At 52.1% G+C, this 17,802-nt stretch carries 16 protein-coding genes; 10 read left to right on the forward strand and 6 right to left on the reverse strand.

Translation table 11 applies throughout. The annotated features are described in order from the left end of the window. Window positions 1-161: 161 nt before the first annotated feature. Window positions 162-845 (forward strand): hypothetical protein, encoded by a 684-nt coding sequence (locus ABD949_RS22975; protein ID WP_345247378.1) that lies wholly within the window; start codon window positions 162-164, stop codon window positions 843-845. A gap of 66 nt (window positions 846-911) precedes the next feature. Here the strand turns inward: ABD949_RS22975 and folP are convergent, their stop codons facing one another. Continuing rightward, window positions 912-1,763, reverse strand: a complete 852-nt coding sequence (gene folP / locus ABD949_RS22980) for a dihydropteroate synthase (RefSeq protein ID WP_345247572.1) — start codon at window positions 1,761-1,763, stop codon at window positions 912-914. Window positions 1,764-1,905: 142 nt separating this feature from the next. On the opposite strand from folP, the gene ABD949_RS22985 reads away from it, so the two are divergent. The 3 genes from ABD949_RS22985 to ABD949_RS22995 are packed head-to-tail and all read left to right on the forward strand — an operon-like array spanning window position 1,906 to window position 4,102. Continuing rightward, window positions 1,906-2,454, forward strand: coding sequence for a DUF1599 domain-containing protein (locus tag ABD949_RS22985; RefSeq protein WP_345247380.1), 549 nt, complete (start codon window positions 1,906-1,908; stop codon window positions 2,452-2,454). A 47-nt stretch (window positions 2,455-2,501) separates the two neighbouring features. Then, window positions 2,502-3,593, forward strand: a complete 1,092-nt coding sequence (locus ABD949_RS22990; RefSeq protein WP_425576800.1) for a BT_3928 family protein — start codon at window positions 2,502-2,504, stop codon at window positions 3,591-3,593. 2 nt (window positions 3,594-3,595) lie between these two features. Continuing rightward, complete coding sequence (locus ABD949_RS22995; protein ID WP_345247384.1) at window positions 3,596-4,102, forward strand: shikimate kinase; 507 nt, start codon at window positions 3,596-3,598, stop codon at window positions 4,100-4,102. Window positions 4,103-4,183: 81 nt separating this feature from the next. On the opposite strand, the gene ABD949_RS23000 is transcribed toward ABD949_RS22995, so the two are convergent. Further along, a complete protein-coding gene (locus ABD949_RS23000) occupies window positions 4,184-5,728 on the reverse strand; it encodes an OmpP1/FadL family transporter (RefSeq protein WP_345247386.1) in 1,545 nt (514 codons plus the stop codon). Between the two features lie 149 nt (window positions 5,729-5,877). Continuing rightward, complete coding sequence (locus ABD949_RS23005; protein ID WP_345247388.1) at window positions 5,878-7,155, reverse strand: pilus assembly protein; 1,278 nt, start codon at window positions 7,153-7,155, stop codon at window positions 5,878-5,880. A 183-nt stretch (window positions 7,156-7,338) separates the two neighbouring features. On the opposite strand from ABD949_RS23005, the gene proS reads away from it, so the two are divergent. The 4 genes from proS (at window position 7,339) to ABD949_RS23025 (ending at window position 13,358) form a co-directional block, all read left to right on the forward strand. After that, entirely contained in the window at window positions 7,339-8,811 is a 1,473-nt protein-coding gene (proS, locus tag ABD949_RS23010) for a proline--tRNA ligase (protein ID WP_345247390.1), read from the forward strand. 160 nt (window positions 8,812-8,971) lie between these two features. Continuing rightward, a complete protein-coding gene (locus ABD949_RS23015) occupies window positions 8,972-10,909 on the forward strand; it encodes a redoxin domain-containing protein (RefSeq protein WP_345247392.1) in 1,938 nt (645 codons plus the stop codon). A gap of 8 nt (window positions 10,910-10,917) precedes the next feature. Next, window positions 10,918-12,801, forward strand: a complete 1,884-nt coding sequence (locus ABD949_RS23020) for a redoxin domain-containing protein (protein ID WP_345247394.1) — start codon at window positions 10,918-10,920, stop codon at window positions 12,799-12,801. Between the two features lie 125 nt (window positions 12,802-12,926). Then, on the forward strand, window positions 12,927-13,358 hold the full coding sequence (locus tag ABD949_RS23025; protein WP_345247396.1) for an FKBP-type peptidyl-prolyl cis-trans isomerase: 432 nt from the start codon (window positions 12,927-12,929) through the stop codon (window positions 13,356-13,358). Window positions 13,359-13,412: 54 nt separating this feature from the next. Here the strand turns inward: ABD949_RS23025 and ABD949_RS23030 are convergent, their stop codons facing one another. Further along, entirely contained in the window at window positions 13,413-13,811 is a 399-nt protein-coding gene (locus ABD949_RS23030) for a hypothetical protein (protein ID WP_345247398.1), read from the reverse strand. 135 nt (window positions 13,812-13,946) lie between these two features. Between ABD949_RS23030 and uvsE the strand changes: the two genes are divergently transcribed. Then, entirely contained in the window at window positions 13,947-14,846 is a 900-nt protein-coding gene (gene uvsE / locus ABD949_RS23035) for a UV DNA damage repair endonuclease UvsE (RefSeq protein WP_345247400.1), read from the forward strand. 104 nt (window positions 14,847-14,950) lie between these two features. On the opposite strand, the gene ABD949_RS23040 is transcribed toward uvsE, so the two are convergent. Both ABD949_RS23040 and ABD949_RS23045 read right to left on the reverse strand, forming a co-directional pair. After that, window positions 14,951-15,574, reverse strand: coding sequence for a T9SS C-terminal target domain-containing protein (locus tag ABD949_RS23040; protein ID WP_345247402.1), 624 nt, complete (start codon window positions 15,572-15,574; stop codon window positions 14,951-14,953). Window positions 15,575-15,886: 312 nt separating this feature from the next. Beyond that, complete coding sequence (locus tag ABD949_RS23045; protein WP_345247404.1) at window positions 15,887-16,561, reverse strand: TetR/AcrR family transcriptional regulator; 675 nt, start codon at window positions 16,559-16,561, stop codon at window positions 15,887-15,889. Window positions 16,562-16,775: 214 nt separating this feature from the next. Here ABD949_RS23045 and ABD949_RS23050 point away from each other — a divergent pair, with 214 nt between their 5' ends. Next, entirely contained in the window at window positions 16,776-17,786 is a 1,011-nt protein-coding gene (locus ABD949_RS23050; protein WP_345247406.1) for an ABC transporter transmembrane domain-containing protein, read from the forward strand. The last annotated feature ends 16 nt before the right edge of the window (window positions 17,787-17,802 follow it).

The following is a 17,802-nucleotide window of genomic DNA, read 5'->3' on the forward strand; positions in this document are numbered from 1 at the left end:
TAGTGCGGTTGAGCTTGTCCTTTTCTAAAAAGCTGAACCGACATATCAACTCCATTCGGTTTGTAGTGACTCACTACAACCTATCATTACAACTTTAGGACTACCAACTTACATAAGCTTCTTCGAGAGGCTTACCTTCCTCATCAAAAATTACGTACGCCATGAATTCGTGTGCCCAAAAACACCTGACAACAGGAATGCTGCTGTGCCTGATGGCTTTGCTAGTGTCAATCTCCTCTAATGCGCAGTCAGACCTCTATGCGCAACATCCTACGGTTTCGGATAAAGGACACTGGAAACTGTTTACCGACAACCAGAATCGCAACACGGTAATCAAATTCTTCAACGTCGAGAACCAACTCGTCTACGAAGAGGTGATGGCGGGTAAGTATATCAAGCTTACCGATCAGAACGTACAGTTGATCAATGAGATCTTCGACCGGGTAATGGCTAATAAGCTCATTGCAGGCACAGTCAAATCCGCTCCGCTGGAGGAGGTAGCCATCAGCAACCGGACCGCAGTCTGGACCGGCCCCGCGTTGAAACCTGAATCAGTGGCGGAGGTAGCCGTGCATAATCAATTGAACTACAATATTCGGTTGAATTCACACGTGACGGAATACGAATCCCGGCGATTGCTTCGCGTGCAGGTCGAAAACCCGGAGCAGTACCGCTTAATCGTTAAGCTGCAGGATAAAAACGGGCAAAATATCTATTGGGAGCCGCTTACCAAAAAGGCCAGCCTGGTTAAGCTCAACCTTTCTGAACTAAGATCGAGGTCGTACACTTTGGAGGTCTCAACGCCGAATAGAAAGTATTCGTACATCCGGCATATAGCGTTGTAAAATTCTTATTAGGTTAGGGATGACCTATTTACAACTCAGCATGCAACCTGTTGGCTGCATGCTGTTTTAGCGTTTATCCAATGCCTGAACATGGGCCATCAACTGCACCGCTTCTACCGCTTCCTTTACATCATGCACCCGCAGGATAGCCGCACCTTTCAGCAGCGCTACCGTATTCAGCACGGTGGTGCCGTTCAGCGCTTCTTCGGGCGTTATACTGAGCGTTCGCCAGATAGTTGATTTACGGGATAAACCGACCAGCAGCGGCTCATCAAACACCTGAAAGGCGTCTAGCTGGTTCAGCAGTTGAAAGTTCTGCGCCGGGGTCTTGGCAAACCCGAAGCCGGGGTCCAGTATTATGTCTTTCAAACCCAGCCCCCGCAGAGCCGCCAAAGGAGTTTGTAGTTCATCAATAACATCGGTGACTACATCCTGATACTGCGTTAACTGCGCCATCGTCTGCGGAGTCCCGCGCATGTGCATCAGCACATAGGGAACACCCAGGTCGGCTACCGTCTGAAACATCGCCGGGTCCAGCCTTCCCCCCGACACATCATTTACCAGACAGGCCCCGGCCGTGACTGCCTGTTGCGCTACCGACGCCCGGTAGGTGTCTACTGAGATCAAAGCCTCCGGGAAATTGGCGAGAATGGCCTCGATCACAGGCAGAACCCGGTCGGCTTCTTCGTCGGCACTAAGTTCGGCGGCTCCCGGCCGGGTGGAGTAGCCACCCACATCCAGAAACGTAGCGCCCTCAGCCAGCATACGTTCTGCCATTTCGACCACCTGCTCGGCACCGACCCGGCTGCCGCTGTAGAAGGAATCGGGGGTAATGTTCAGTATTCCCATCACCGTAGTCGTGCTTAAATCGACCAGCTTGCCCCGGCAATTGAGCGTTTTTTTCGTAACTTTCGCCAACAAATGAGTTAAGAGTTATGAGTTAAGACAGGGCCGCCCGGCGGTTCTGAGTTAAGAATTAAAAGGCTCTGCTTTGATTCTAGCTTATAACAGCCGGTCAGCCCTGTTTCAACTCTTAACTCTCAATTCTTAACTCTTAATTATGTCTTCTACCGAGGGTCAATATCGGCAAGTTATTCAGCGCTGCAAAGAGTTATTCTTAAAAAAGAACCAGGATTACGGCACGGCCTGGCGAATCCTGCGACTGCCGTCCATCACCGACCAGATTTTCATAAAAGCGCAGCGCATCCGTACGCTGCAGGAAAAAGGCGTGAGCCGGGTAGGCGAGGGCATTGAGCCGGAGTTTGTCGGCATTATCAATTACTGCGTCATGGCGCTGATTCAGTTGCACCTGCGCGCGGACGCCCGGATGGAAATTCCCACCAGCGAACTGGAGCAATTGTACGATAATCAGATGCAGCAGGTCATGGATCTGCTGTTTGCCAAAAACCACGATTACGGCGAAGCCTGGCGGGATATGCGGGTGAGCTCCATGACCGATATAATCCTGATGAAGCTGTTCCGTACCAAGCAGATCGAGGATAACAAAGGCGCTACGCTGGTGTCGGAAGGGGTAGAGGCCAATTATATGGATATGATTAATTATGCCGTTTTTTGTCTGATAAAGCTGGAGGAAGAAGTGTTACAATGAATACAAATCAAGTCAAACCACCGAAGATCAAGACCGGTACGCCGGGAATGAAAATTGCCGCTCAAATCGCCCGGGTTCTGGTGGGCGTGGTGTTTATTTTTTCGGGTCTGATCAAGCTGAACGACCCTGTGGGTACCCAGATCAAACTGGAGGAGTACTTTGAGGTATTTGCCCAGGATCTGCCCCTGCTGCACAACTTTTTTATGGCGCTGGTGCCCCTGACGCTCGGCTTGTCTGTATTTCTGTGTGCCGCCGAAGTCGTGCTGGGCGTAGCCCTGCTGGTGTCGTACAAGCCCCGGCTTACGTCCTGGATCATTCTGCTGCTGGTTGGATTCTTTACCTTCCTGACGTTTTATTCGGCGTATTTCAACAAAGTAACCGACTGCGGCTGCTTCGGCGATGCTATCAAGCTGACACCCTGGACTTCATTTGGCAAGGATGTGGTGCTGATGGTATTGATCCTGTTCATCATTGGTCATCGCAACCGCTTCCGGGCAGCCAAAACCGGCTGGATCGTGGCCCTGACAACCGTGCTGTCGGTTGGCTTAGGGATTTACGCCATTATGTACCTGCCTCCGCTGGATCTTCTACCGTACGCGGTTGGTAAGAGTATCCCCGACCAGATGAAACCATCGGAGCCGCTGCGGTATAAATACATTGTGGAGCGGGGCGGCAAAGAGTTTGAGTTTGAACAGTACCCCACCGACACCACATATAAGTTTAAGCAGATGGTGCTGGTAAACGAAAACGCCAAACCCAAAATTACTGATTACCGGGTCTGGACGGATGAGAGCGACTTCACCCAGCAAACCTTTGAGGGGAATAAGCTGTTCGTGATTATAAAGGATACTAAAGACTTTGACTCTGGTACCATTACCTCTATCCGGTCGCTGGTCAATGGGCTGAAAACCTCCACTATTACGGCCCAGATTTTAACCTCCGTCAGTGACGACGACATCAAGCGCTTCCGCCAGGAATACCAGCTTGACATTCCATACTATAAAGCGGATGCTACTGTGCTGAAAACCATTATGCGCTCCAATCCGGGCACCTGGCTGGTCAGCAATGGGGTCGTCAAAGGCAAATGGCACCACAACGCCACGCCCGATCCGGAGGAAGTAGTTGAATTAGTTAAATAGTTTTGAAAAACATCTTTCTAATTGGTATGCCGTCGTCGGGTAAGAGTACGATTGGCAAGCAACTGGCGCGGGAGCTGCATTATCGGTTCACCGATACCGATAAACTCATTGTCCGGCAGGAAGGGCGGAGCATCAACGACATTTTTGCGCAGGAGGGCGAGGACTACTTCCGGAGGGTAGAAAGTGAGGTGCTGCATTCGATCCGGCCGGGGAGCAGCCTGGTCGTAGCTACCGGGGGCGGAGCACCCTGCTTTCATAACAACATGGCGTACATTAAGGCGACCGGAATTTCGGTATTTCTGGATGTGGAGCCGGAAGTCCTGCTGCAGCGTATGATGGCTCACGCCATCGCCGACCGGCCGCTCTATCAACAAAACGACCCGGCTTTGCTGGAGAACCTGCGGAAGAAATACACGGACCGATTACCATTTTATTCGCAGGCCACTATTATCATGTCCGGCGAAACGACGGCGGGAGAGATTATGCAGCGGTTGGGCGACTGGTTGTGACAAGGGTAGACATAGCAAAGGCGCCAATACGCACTGAAAATCGCTGCGTATTGGCGCCTTTGACGCTTTAATGTTGACCTTTTAGAAAAACACCCCTACCGTCAGCATCAGGTTCGTATTCCGATTCGTCAACTGTGCCGACGCAAAATCCTGGGGGCTGCTCAGGGTGTAGGGCGTATAGGCTGACTTAAACATCAGGTAAGAGCCGGCCACATCGGCAAAGAAGCGGTCGTTGCGTACACCAAACCCGCCCGAAAACAGGAACTTGGTCCGGTCGAGGTTATCGATCTTTACTTTATACGGGTCCGGCAGATAGGCTACCCCGGCCCGTACCCGGAATAGGTTGATCCGGGCTTCGCCCCCGACCCGGAAGTTAACTACGCTCTGATACGTATTTTGTACTTCCCGCTTGTTATCTTCACGGAAGGCCTGGTTGTCGGCGGCTGCCTGGTAGAAATTGGTTCCGATGCGCATGCCCGAATACCCTACATATTCGGCGGTAGCCGTTAAAAAACCGGACCGGCCCAGAAAATACGTTGCTCCTCCCGATGCCCGTAGCGGGCTGGTAATCGAGTACTCAAAATTGTTGGGCGCGACCTCAACCGTTTTAACGTCCGGAACAAATAGCTGATTGTTTTCGACGGGGATACCAATTGGATCAATGGTGATCGAGCGGTTATACTCTTCGCGCAGGCTGCTAAAGGTCGGCGATGTCAGGGCGACCCCAATCTGAAAATTCTGGTCGGGCTTGAAAATAGCCCCAAAGGAGGCATTGATTCCTCCGCCGGTAACCGTCAGGTCAGAACTTTCGCTGAAGCCTCTAAAGACACGGCCTCCGATGTACTGATCGTCCAAGACGTTGGTAAAATCAAAGCGGGTGCGGGTCAGGCCCAGCGATGCCCCTAAATACAGCCGGTCTTCCAGATTACCAGCGTAGGCAATCGTCCACTGTGATTGACCTCCCCTGGCGGTATAGCTGCCCCGCTGCTCGGTGGGCACCCCAACATCATAGCGAACATACTGGGTACCATTACCACTCGGATCGGTTGGGTTAACCAGGTACAACTGATAGGCGGCTGCCTCTATGTTGTTGGCCGTGTTCGTTTGGGGGTCAAACTCCCGGTCCAGATTTGCCGAGGATATATTGCGTCGGTTTACATCCTGCACATACGCATCGGCCAGCGAACTGCGCAGGTTACGGCCCTGGTAGGTAAAGATGTTATTAAGGTTGACCTGCCGCGAGTAGGTGACTGCAAATGACGTACGGCGCCACGCCCGGCTGTCGCTCTGCGGGCTGCCGGCAAAAACCAGCGCGGCCTGCCCAATGGTTGGGAACGCTTTCTGGGCGTTGGTAGTGGTCCCGGCATAACTGCCATCTACATTAACCAGCCGTAAGGCAGGGCTGATGCTGAATTCAGAGCGGTTGTAAAAGCCCAGTCCGGCAGGGTTACCGAAGGCCGCACTGGCGTCGCCCCCGAGAGCGGTATGATTCCCGCCTAAGCCCTGAAAGCGGGCGGTTCCGTTTATCGTTTGTTCAGAATAGCGGAAGGCATCGCTGGCGTACTGTCCGTACGATACGGTGGCTGTCAGCAGCAAGCCACCGGTAATCCATATACTTCTGTTCATGGTGTTTATTAGATGTGGTGTATCATTAGACTACACCGGCTCGTAAAAGGTTTAGTCGGTGTGGTGATACCAATTATCCTATAAACGAAAAATCCCGCCGTTTGTAGAAACAGGCGGGGTTTTTTTATGAAAAAATGACGTAAGGCTGGTTAGCGAGGGCCGCGCGAGCCACCACTGGATGATCCCCCTCCGCCACCACTCGGTGCGCTGTATCCGCCACCCCGGCTTCCGCTCGACGGTGCCGAATAGGTATCCGCGCTGCGTGACGGCGGCTGATATGTTGGCTGCTGTTGCTGGCGCGGTGCCTGGTACTGGGGCGACTGGTTCTGGTAGCTACCCCGGGCACCTGAGTTATAACCGCTCTCGGCGGGCGTATACGAACCACGGCTGTTCTGACGCGGACGGGCATAGTAGCCGTCGTTCGACGATGAATTGCTGGGTGCCCGGTACGAACCCGCATCCGAGCTGGTACGACCTGCGCTGTTCGACGGATTCTCGTAGTAATACGAGCCCCGGCTGTTCTGGCGCGGACGAGCGTAGTAACCGTCATTAGACGATGAGTTGCTGCGGGCCGGTGCCGATGTGGTATAACCCGCATTATCCGTGCCAGCCCGACGGCCGCCATTATTCGGTGTATAAGTGCGTGGCGTATTGTTGAACGCGTTGTTGTAGCGATCAGATGAACCACCATTACGTGCTCCGTAAGTACGCGCCCGCTCCGTAGCCGGCCCGGTAATGATACCGGAGTTGCTTACAATAACCGGGCGACCGTAGAAACCACCACCGTAGAAACTGTTGTAACCATAGCCGTAGGGCGAGTAACCCCAGGGGTCATAAAAGCTGCCAAACCCGCCGTAGGCATAATTCGGTCCCCAGAACGGATCGTAAAAGCGGTTCCAGCTGTTGAAGCCCCAGGGCGAGTAGCCATACGCCATTCCCATGGGCATCATACCCATGCCGACGCCAATATTGAAGCCGTTCCAGAACATGGAGTTATTCCAGCCCCAGCGGTTCCAGCGCCAGGAGTTGAATCCGGGGCTCCAGGCGGCTGAGTTATAGCCGTCGGCAAAACCACTGCGGTACGCATTGTCGTTGCTCCAGCCCGGATCGGCCGAGATGCCACGCTGCAGCTTCCGGGTGCTCAGATCCGTGTAGTAATCTTCATTGTCGTAGCCGCGCTGCTCGTCGTACTCACTGTACTCCGGATTCCGGTCGCGCAGTTGCCGGTCAGACGATACCCGGGAGGGCCGTTCTGCCTGCCGCGTCCGGGTAGGCTGGGTACCGGCGTATACAACCGCATCGGACGAATTGCCGTACAGATCGTCTACCTCACCCGCGTTCTGAGCCGTTTGGCGGCTGGAGCTACAGCCCCAGAGACCCATGACGGCCAGCATGGTAATGTATTTCCAGGTATGACTCGTTCTCATGACTGATGCTTTTATGTAGAAAGGTTTGACCAAAGGTAATGTTACTATTATAACGTCAAAATATGCCAATTAATTCGGCCTGCAACAAATATAGGATAAAAACCTATCTTTGCAAGCTCCTCAGATAGTTAGACCCGATTAGCTACCTTATGGTTTAAACGGGCTCGAAAATTTTTATAAAAAATGGCAAAAGCGATTCCCTCACGCAGTGAAAATTACTCCGAGTGGTATAATGAATTGATTAAGAAAGCGGACCTAGCCGAAAACTCGGCGGTTCGGGGCTGTATGGTGATCAAGCCGTATGGCTTCTCCATCTGGGAGAAGATGCAGCGGGCGCTGGACGATATGTTCAAGGAGACCGGCCACTCCAACGCGTACTTTCCGCTGTTCATCCCCAAATCTTTTTTGAGCAAAGAAGCGTCGCACGTCGAAGGCTTTGCCAAGGAATGTGCGGTGGTAACGCACTACCGGCTGAAGAACGCCGAAGACGGCAGCGGAGTGATTGTTGACCCCGAAGCAAAGCTGGAAGAAGAACTGATCGTCCGCCCGACCTCGGAGACGGTGATCTGGAGTACCTACCGCAACTGGATTCAGTCGTACCGCGACCTGCCGCTGCTCATCAACCAGTGGGCTAACGTGGTGCGGTGGGAGATGCGGACTCGGATCTTCCTGCGTACCGCCGAATTCCTCTGGCAGGAGGGACACACCGCCCACGCTACTGCCGACGAAGCCATGGACGAAACCCGGCAGATGCTGGACGTGTACGCCCGCTTTGCCGAAGAGTGGATGGCCATGCCGGTGATCCGGGGCGCCAAAACGCCCAATGAGCGCTTTGCCGGTGCCGAAGATACGCTCTGCATCGAAGCCATGATGCAGGATGGTAAGGCACTGCAGGCCGGTACCTCGCACTTCCTGGGGCAGAACTTTGCCAAAGCGTTTGAGGTGCAGTTCCTGACTAAAGAAAACAAGCTCGACTATGTCTGGGGTACCTCCTGGGGTGTCAGTACCCGCCTGATGGGTGCCCTGATTATGGCCCATTCAGACGACGATGGCCTGGTGCTGCCGCCTAAACTGGCCCCGATTCAGGTAGTGATCGTACCAATCTTCAAAAACGAAGAGCAGTTGGCGCAACTGTCGGCCAAGGTGAAGCCGGTCATGCAGGAACTGCGCAAATTGGGTATTACGGTGAAGTTCGACGACAGCGATGCGAACAAGCCCGGCTGGAAGTTTGCCGAATACGAACTGCGGGGCGTACCCGTCCGGCTGGCGATGGGGATGCGCGACCTCGAAAACGGTACCGTCGAGGTAGCCCGTCGCGACCTGAAGACCAAAGAAACGGTGGCGCTCGATGGCATAGTCGGCCATATCCAGAATCTGTTGGACGACATTCAGCAGACCATATACCAGAAGGCGTTGCAGTTCCGCGAGTCTAATATGTTCCGCGTCGACTCGTACGACGCGTTTAAGGAGCAGATCGAAAAAGGCGGTTTCATCCTGGCCCACTGGGACGGCACCTCCGAAACCGAGGAGGCCATAAAAGAAGAAACAAAAGCAACCATCCGTTGCATTCCGCTGGATGCTCCGGAGGAGGAAGGTCAGTGTATTTATACCGGCAAGCCTTCCAGCCGGCGGGTAGTCTTTGCACGGGCTTATTAACAGTGTTAGATTGAATGAAAGTATTGAAAAGCGGGCCAGAGACCCGCTTTTTTGTTACGCAGGTTTAGCGGCATCATTACCGATAAATAGAAACTAAACTGCCTGATAAGGAAATTAGTACGGGATCGCTACGTTTGTGGATAGACTAACCTCCTGACCCATGAAAACCTCTTTTCTGCATAGCTTCCTCTTTCTGTTAATTCTTTGCCTACCGGCTGCCGCACAGGTTGAATTTACGCCCAGCAAGCCACTGGCCGGGCAAACCGTTCGCTTTGTGTATACGCCGAAGGGAACCCCGCTTGCGGATGAGTTAACGGTGCAATGCCAGGCTATGTATTACGGCTCTCCCGATTTTATGAAACTGAGCCGGCCTAAAACAGTCACTTTAACCCGCCAGGGGGCTACCTGGACGGGTGAGTTGGCCCTGCCAGAAGGAGCCGCCGGAGTAGCTATTGCCTTTGTGGGATCGGGCCATCCTGTTAAAGTGGACAACAACCAGTCAGTTCTTTACACGGCTATGGTGTGCGATGCCAGTGGAAAGCCGGTACCATATGCGTTCGGTGGATTGGGAGAGCTTTTTAGGGGGCATGGATATTTATATACTGTTGGAGCTGAGACAAATATCACCCATGCTATAAGTTCTTACAAGCAGGAAATTGAAATGTATCCTTCCAGTAAAAACGCTTACTGGGCTTCCATTCTCTTTGCCTATGTAGAGCAACGAGAAGAAGGATATAAGGAAAAAATTAGAAGGGAAACTGATTCCTATGTGGCAGGGAAAAAGGAGTTGACTTCCAGAGAACTGCTAAATCTAATTCGGCTAAGCGATCTCATTGGCGATAAAGCAAAAGTAGAATTTTATAAACAACAGGCAATCAGGCAAGAACCTAATGGTGCAATGGCTCAGCAGCAGCGAGCTATAGAGGTTCAGGCTGAAAAAGATATAACGAAGAAGGGGTCGCTTTTCCTTGCTTTTGAGAAAGATTTTGCCGGTTCTCCGTTTACTTGGGTACAGAATTTGGCTTATCAAATGGCACTATTTTATGCAGACAAAAACGAGTTCTCTAAATTGAAAGTCTTTGTTTCTAATTTCCAGAAATACTTTAGTGATCCTGGTGAGTTAAATGAAATAGCATGGAAATTAGCAGAAAAAGGTCAGGAGCTTTTATTCGCTGAAGAGCTTTCAAACAAGTCTTTAGTCCTCCTAAAAGATCAAAAGCAGCCGGAAAATACCTTTCTTGGTCCGGGCCGGAATTGGGAGGAAAGAAAATTAGGACCTTACCGCATGTACATGGATACCTACGCCTACATAGTAGAGCAACAGGGGCGTATCCAAGAAGCATACGAGGCTTATAAGGAGGCCATTGACTTGCTGCCCGACCGGTCTAATCCGGAAGTGAACGAGCGGTACGTGTTGTGCGCAATAAAAGCCGGCCATGTTGACGAGGCTAAACAGAACGGTGAGGCTTTTGTAAAGGTAGGTAAGGGTACGCCGAAGATAAAAGAAGCCTTGCGTGAATTATACCAAAAGCAGCCGGGTACGGCCGGCGATGCTGACGCGTATATTGCCGGGCTGGAAGCTGAGTACAAGGCTAAACACCATGAACAAATCCTGAAGTCGCTCGTGAATGAGCCCGCCCCGGCGTTTGCGCTGACTGACCTGAACGGAAACAAGGTGTCGCTGGCCGATCTGAAAGGCAAGATCGTGGTGGTCGATTTTTGGGCTACCTGGTGCGGACCCTGTGTAGCCTCCTTTCCGAGCATGCAGCAGGCTCAGGCCAGGTTCCAGAGCAATCCAAACGTTAAGTTTCTCTTTATCAATACCATGGAGGGGCGCGATGAGTCTCCGGTACTAACCAAAAAAGTAGCGGAGTTTATTCAGAAAAAGCAATATAGCTTCACCGTACCGCTCGACTTTGATAATAAGGTCTCCAGTGCCTACAGGGTGGAGGGTATACCGACCAAATTTGTCATTGATCAGGAAGGGAGCATTCGGTACCGGAGCATCGGATTTGATGGAAACCCCGAAAAGACCATCACCGAAATCGCGACCGTTATCGACATTCTCAGCACAAGGCCAATCAGCGCTAATAAGTGAGTGATGCTATGAACGTTCAATTCACGCCGGGCCAACCTCTGCCTGGTCAAACTGTACAGTTTATATACAGCCCGCAAGGCACTCCGCTGGAGAATGAGCCAGAATTGCAGTGTCTGGCCATGTATTTTGGCTCACCCGCTTTTATGAAAAACAGGCAGCCGGAGCGCGTCACCCTAACCCGCCAGGACGACACCTGGACGGGTGCCCTGCCCCTGCCCAACGAGGCAACCGGTGTGGCTATTGCCTTTATGGTGGCTGGCCCGCCGGGTGGCAAAGCAGACCATAATGAGGCTGCGTTTTATTCGGTGGCCGTGCATGATGCCGGGCAACCGGTTCAGTACGCACTCGGTGGTCTCGGCTCGGTCTATCGAACGGCCTTTCCGTTCATATTCGGGTTAGGACGAGACGACATACCTAAGTCCTTACCGCTATTTGAGCAGGAAATAGAGCATTACCCGGCCAGCAGGGCCGATTACTGGGCAGACATACTGGCTATCCATGCCATCGAGCGCAAGCCCGGCTACCGGGAACTGATCCTGAAGGGGATTGAGGAGGCCAAGGCGGGCATATCCGATATGGGCCCTACTGATTTAAACGCCCTGGCCGGCCTATATGGCTTACTGGGTGACCGGGAGAACGCTGAACACTATGCACAGCTTGTGATTCAGAAAGATCCCAAAGGACCAGTTGCCCAGAGCGAACGCGCCCGGCTGGTGGATCAGGAGGAGGACCTGGGCAGGAAAATAGCCTTGTTCTCGGACTTTGAGAGAGATTTTGCCGACGACAACCAGACCTTCTGGAAACAGAGCCTGACCACCGGTCTGATCACCGCTTTCCTGAAACATAATGAGCTGGAGGCCCTGAAACAGTTTATAGCCGAACGGCCGGCCTTGTTTAACGACCCAATGATGCTGAACGATGCCGCCTGGCAATTGGCTGAACAGGGAACCGATTTGTCGTTTGCCGAGGAATTATCCAGAAAATCATTGACGCTGCTGAAGGAGGAGAAGCAACCGGAACATGTGGTCCTGCCACCGGGACTGGATTGGGAGGAAATTAAGAAGGAGCGGTACAGTGCGCTAATCGATACCTACGGCTACATTTTAGACCGGCAGGGCCGGGTAGCCGAAGCGTTTGACGCGTATAAACAAGCCAACGCTAATCTGCCGGCCGAACGTTCAGATCCGGAGGGGAATGAGCGATACATTCGCTGCGCCATCCAGGCCGGCCATACGGACGAAGCCAGGGAGAACGGCGAAGCTTATATAAAGGCTGGTAAAGGCACCTCCGGGATGAAAGCGGCTCTTCGGGAGCTATTCCTGACCCAGACGGGAAGCTCACTGGAGGCTGATCTGTATATCGCCCGACTGGAGGCCGAAGCAAAAGCAAAACTGCGCGAAGAAGTCACGAAGCTGCTGGTCAACGAACCGGCACTGCCTTTCTCACTGAACGATCTGGACGGGAACACGGTAACCCTGGCGGACCTGCAAGGCAAAATCGTGGTGATCGATTTCTGGGCCACCTGGTGCGGCCCTTGTATTGCCTCTTTTCCGGCCATGTTACAGACCCAGGCCAAGTTCCGGAATAAGCCGGACGTGACGTTTCTGTTTATCAACACCAGGGAAAGGGAAGATGATGAGGCCGTGCTGATCCAACGAGTTGCCGGTTTTATTCAGGAAAATCAATACACCATCACGGTCCCCCTCGATCTCGATAGTCAGGTAGCTAGCAGGTATAAGGTTCAGGGAATCCCCACAAAATTCATCATCGATCAGCAGGGGAACATTCGGTACCAGAGCGTTGGGTTTGATTACAACGATGAAAAAATCGTTAATGAAATTTCCACCGTGATAGAGCTTCTCAGGGCAGAGCCGGTAGGCACCGGCAAATGAGCAGGAAACACGTACCAGCGAATACCGCCGGCCGCGTTTTGTTAAATAATTGGAAAAACAGAGGAAACGGTGCCCGGTTCCGGCCGGGTTTCGGTAGTTTTGTCGAAAATTAATTGTTTTTCAATATGGCACAAGCAAAAGCCGGCGATACCGTTCAGGTGCATTATACCGGCACACTGACTGATGGTACGGTTTTCGATTCATCGAAAGGCCGTGAGCCGCTGGAGTTTACCCTCGGCAGCGGACAGGTGATCAAAGGGTTCGATGAAGGCATCAGCGGAATGGCGGTAGGCGAAACCAGAACCGTACAGATTCCGGTGGAAGAAGCCTACGGCCCGGCTCATGAAGAAATGGTCTTTACGCTCAACCGCTCCGAAATACCGGATGATATTCCGCTGGAGGTAGGTATGACGCTCAATATGCACGAAGATGGAAATCCGCAGCCGATTCCGGTGATCGTTCGGGATTTGACCGACGAAAGCGTTACGCTGGATGCCAACCATCCGCTGGCTGGTCAGGATCTGGTGTTTGAAGTACAACTGGTCGACATTCGGTAAGCACAGCTGGTTTGTACGACCGTAAAAGCCCGCTCATTCGGTGAGTGGGCTTTTTTACAGGGTAAAGCCGGCCAGATCATCCAGCTCACGCAACGCATGTTGCATGGCTTTGGCGTTCCGGCGGGCCGTAGCCGCTGCCAGCGCTACCAGTATGGCTCCAATGTTCATCCCTATGGGAATGGTGCTGGTGGTTTGCAGCGATTTCTGGGCTTCGATGGTCACCACCGAAATAGTCTGAATGGCTTGTGCGTTGTCATCAAATCCGATTTTGACGATACCGGTCTCCAGGTCGTGAGCGCGGTTAAGCAGGCTGTTCTGGTAGGCATTAATGTCCAGGTGCTGTTCAATGGTGAGCGTGTCCCAGCAGCGGGCCTGGTATTGATTCAGGCTAAAGGCGGCTACCTTCCAGGTGCGGGCCAGCGCGTTTAGTTGTTCAGCGTTTAGATAGGTCATGGCTGTTACAGCCGGGGAAAAAGACGTCATATTGTCAATGTAAGCTACATAAACCGGATTGGCAATAAAATCGGCTACTTTTGAACGAACGGTAAATCCGCTAAACCCGAAGGCTGTTCAGGTAGTTCTTGCGGTATGGAAGTTGAAGCATCCCAGAATATCGGTTACGCCTGCATCAACCTGAGCCTGCAGGCCGAGAAGGTTACGACCAACCGGGGCATGATCAAAAAGACCTTTCAGGAGAAAGGAATTGCCTATGCCTCGCAACTGGCGTTGAAAAATGTGCAGGACCTGCTCACAATCGTCGACTGGAATCTGGCGCACGGATTCCGGATCTTCCGCGTCTCGTCTGACCTGTTCCCCTGGGCCTCGGAGTATAAAATCTCCTCGCTACCCGATTTTTCCGAAATTCGCGCCACCCTGGAGGAGATCGGCCGCCGGCCCATCCGGCTGACGGTACACCCGGGGCCATTTAACCACCTGGCCGGTCAGGGACACGTGCTGGAGAACACCATTAAGGACTTGGAATACCACTCGGATGTGTTTGACCTGATGGGATTGAGACCTTCGCACTGGAACAAAATTAATATTCATGCCGGCGGCACCTACGGCGACAAAACGGCTACCCTGATACGTTTTGCCCAGAATTTTCGGCTGCTGTCGGAAAATCTGCGCGCCCGGCTGACCATAGAGAACGACGACCGGCCTACCCTGTACACGGTCACCGACCTGGTACCCGTATACGAAACCATTGGTACGCCTATTGTCTTCGATTACTTCCACCACTCACTCAACCCCGGCTACCAGACCGAAGAAGAAGCGTTTATGACGGCCTACAAAACCTGGGATGTACGGCCGGTGGTGCATTTCTCCGACTCCCGCCAGACGCGTGAAGATCCTAAAGCCCGGCGCGAAGCCCATGCTGACTGGCTGTACTCGCCCGTAAATACCTACGGCAAGGAGGTCGATATTGTCTTTGAAGCTAAAATGAAAGAGCAGGCTGTCATGCGCCTGACCGGAGAGATGACGATTTAAAAAAAGTAGAGACGCAACGTGTTGCGTCTCTACTGGCATTGGAGGGGTGTAACCATCAGCCCCGTCCGAGTTGGGGCCGATGATCAGTGCATCGAAAGTAGTAGTTACTTAATGGTAATCGGCTCGACAAAATCCTTTTGCGCCAGCCGGACCACAATCTTATACGGGCCTGCCGGTAAGCGGCTCAGGTCGAACCGGTGCGGCCGCTCACTGGAAACAATATCGGCGTAGACTTCCTCATCCCAGCGGTTCAGAATCCACAGCTGTACATCGTCCCGGCTAACGCTGGGAAACGACACCTTGAACTTGTTGGTATCGTATGATTCCAGGGTAGGCTTCTGGAGCAGGTTGTAATCCAGCTCGTCGATAGACAGATTGTCGTTGTGAATGGTGAGCCCCTGCGACATATACCAGGCGTCGGTCGAAGCCCTAAGGTAATACCGGCCATCGGGCAGATTTTTCAGGTCGAACGAGGTAACGGCCTCGCCTTTCTTCGCTACCTTACCTTCGTAGAGCAGCACACCGTTGGGGTCCATCAGGGTTACATAATACGACTGGCTTGCCTGTGATTCCCCTTCGGGTGTATATAAACGAAACTTCTTTTGCTCGGACTTTACTACTTTCACCTTACTGACCCCTGGTTTTTTGTCGTCGGCCAAAGCACCTCCCATGCTGGCCAGACTCCATGCTGCAATGAGCACGGCAACCTTAATTCGGAACTTTTTCATTGGTGAAGAAAATTTGGTTTTTCCGGGACTAAGGTAGGCCGATGGGTAAATCAAATGCAAGCGGAAAGGAGCTGGTTAACAATAGCTTAACCAAAGTTCTTTAAAACGTCATACTCGAAATCTGAATAGTCAGGCGTTTCTCCGGAAAGTTCTAAAGGTTCCTACAGAGTTACAACGAATTGTATTTTTCCAATAATCTGAAAAAATAGAACTGGGTTTGCTCCGGATACTCAAATTCATTCATATAATCCAATAACAATCGAAGCACGGCTCAGTTGCCGGTTTCAGAAAGGGGCGCCATACCGGTCCGGTTCAGTGTTCGAGCGAGGTAAAGAGCAGGTGATGGAGGTAAGCCAGCAATTGATTTTCGTCTTTGGTAGCCCCAAAATCCGTCAGCGACGGCAGGTGCTGCATAAAGAACGACTGGTAATGGGCTGTTTCAATGATCGTACTGGCCAGCGAGCGGGCAAACGGATAATCCGGACGGTAGGTAAGCATCAGGCCGGCAATACGACCACACAAGTCCTTGTACGGCTTAAACAATTGCTGCCGGTTGTCTTCGGTCACATGCCGGGTCAGGTATGCTTTACTGGCTTCGCGGATTACGATGCGGTGTAGGGCCCGGATATCAATATCGTCGGACGCCATCTCCTCAATGTCTTTCAGCAACAGCAGCCGCAGCACACTTTCCAGTTTGTCGTGGGCGTTATTGAGGTTATGGGTCTGGAAAACCACCTGATATTCCAGCCACTGCCAGTACCAGGCCACCAGATACACCAGCAGCCGGTGTTTGTTTTCGAAATAGCGGTAAATGCTGGCTTCCTTGGTACTGATCCGGTCGGCCAGTTTGCGGAAGGTCGTCTCCTCGAACCCAATCTCATCAATCAGCGTTATGCCCTGCCGGATTATCCGGCGACCTAATTCTGATTGCTCCGGATCACGTAGAAAAAGTTTGTCGTTCATCCGGACATGTACTGTATATTCCATGCATGTGATGTCTTAGTGGCCTACCCCAAATTTTTCCTCAAAGTTAATGAACTTTTAGGTTTAATAGTTATGTTTGCGACTATGAAAGTAAAACTATCTTAATTGGTAGTTTAACCCTCTAACAAATAAAATATAAATTAGTTCGGACCTATAAAGCAGGATCAAAAGTCTGGTTGACCGCTACCCGATAGTCTGGATCTAAAATTTACGGTGAATGATAACTTCTTATACGGATAACCTTAAGCCTCTTACTCCCCTCCAGCGCCTGATTCGGCTTCTGACCAATGAGAAGCGGGATATCTGGTATATCTACCTGTACGCCATTGTAGCCGGCTTGGTCAGTCTGTCGCTGCCCCTGGGCATACAGGCGGTATTCAACCTGGTGTCGAGCGGAATGGTGTTCAATTCCATTTACCTGCTCATTGTGCTGGTGGTTCTGGGGGTCGTGCTAACCGGCATTCTGCTGATCAGCCAGATGGCGCTGGTGGAATACCTGCAGCAGCGAATCTTTGTAAAGGCCGCTTTTGAATTTACGTTTCGCCTGCCGCGTATCCAGCCCGAAGCCCTGGACCCGTATTACCCGCCCGAGCTGATGAACCGGTTCTTCGACGTGCTTACGTTGCAAAAAGGGCTGCCCAAGCTTCTGATTGATATTTCAGCTGCCCTCATTCAAATTCTGTTTGGTATCATTCTGCTCTCGTTTTACCACCCGATTTTTATCGCCGTGGGTATTCTGACCATTATGATGCTGATAGGAGTGGTGCTTATTTATGGGCCCTCGGGCTTACGCACCAGTCTGAGCGAGTCGAAATACAAGTACAAGGTAGCGGGCTGGCTGGAGGAAATTGCCGGTAACCTGCCAGACTATCGCCAGGATCCCGACTCGCCGGGCATGATGGACAAAACCGATGAACTGGTAGCGAACTACCTCAAATACCGAAATGAGCACTTTAGTGTACTCAGACGCTTTTATTACAATGCCGTTGGGTTTAAGACCATCGTGACTGGGGCACTACTGGTTCTGGGCACGCTGCTGGTGGTCGATCGTCAGATGACGCTTGGCCAGTTTGTGGCCGCTGAACTGGTTATTGTCTTAATCACCAATTCAGTAGAGAAGCTCGTCATGAGCATTGATGTCGTGTTTGATTTGCTCACGGCCGTTGAAAAACTGGGCAATGTGACCGATTTGCCCCTGGCCGAAACCGACGTAACATATCAGCCCTGAGCCGGGCTTCTGTCAA

The organism is Nibrella saemangeumensis, assembly GCF_039541915.1.
Classification (GTDB): Bacteria; Bacteroidota; Bacteroidia; order Cytophagales; family Spirosomataceae; genus Nibrella; species Nibrella saemangeumensis.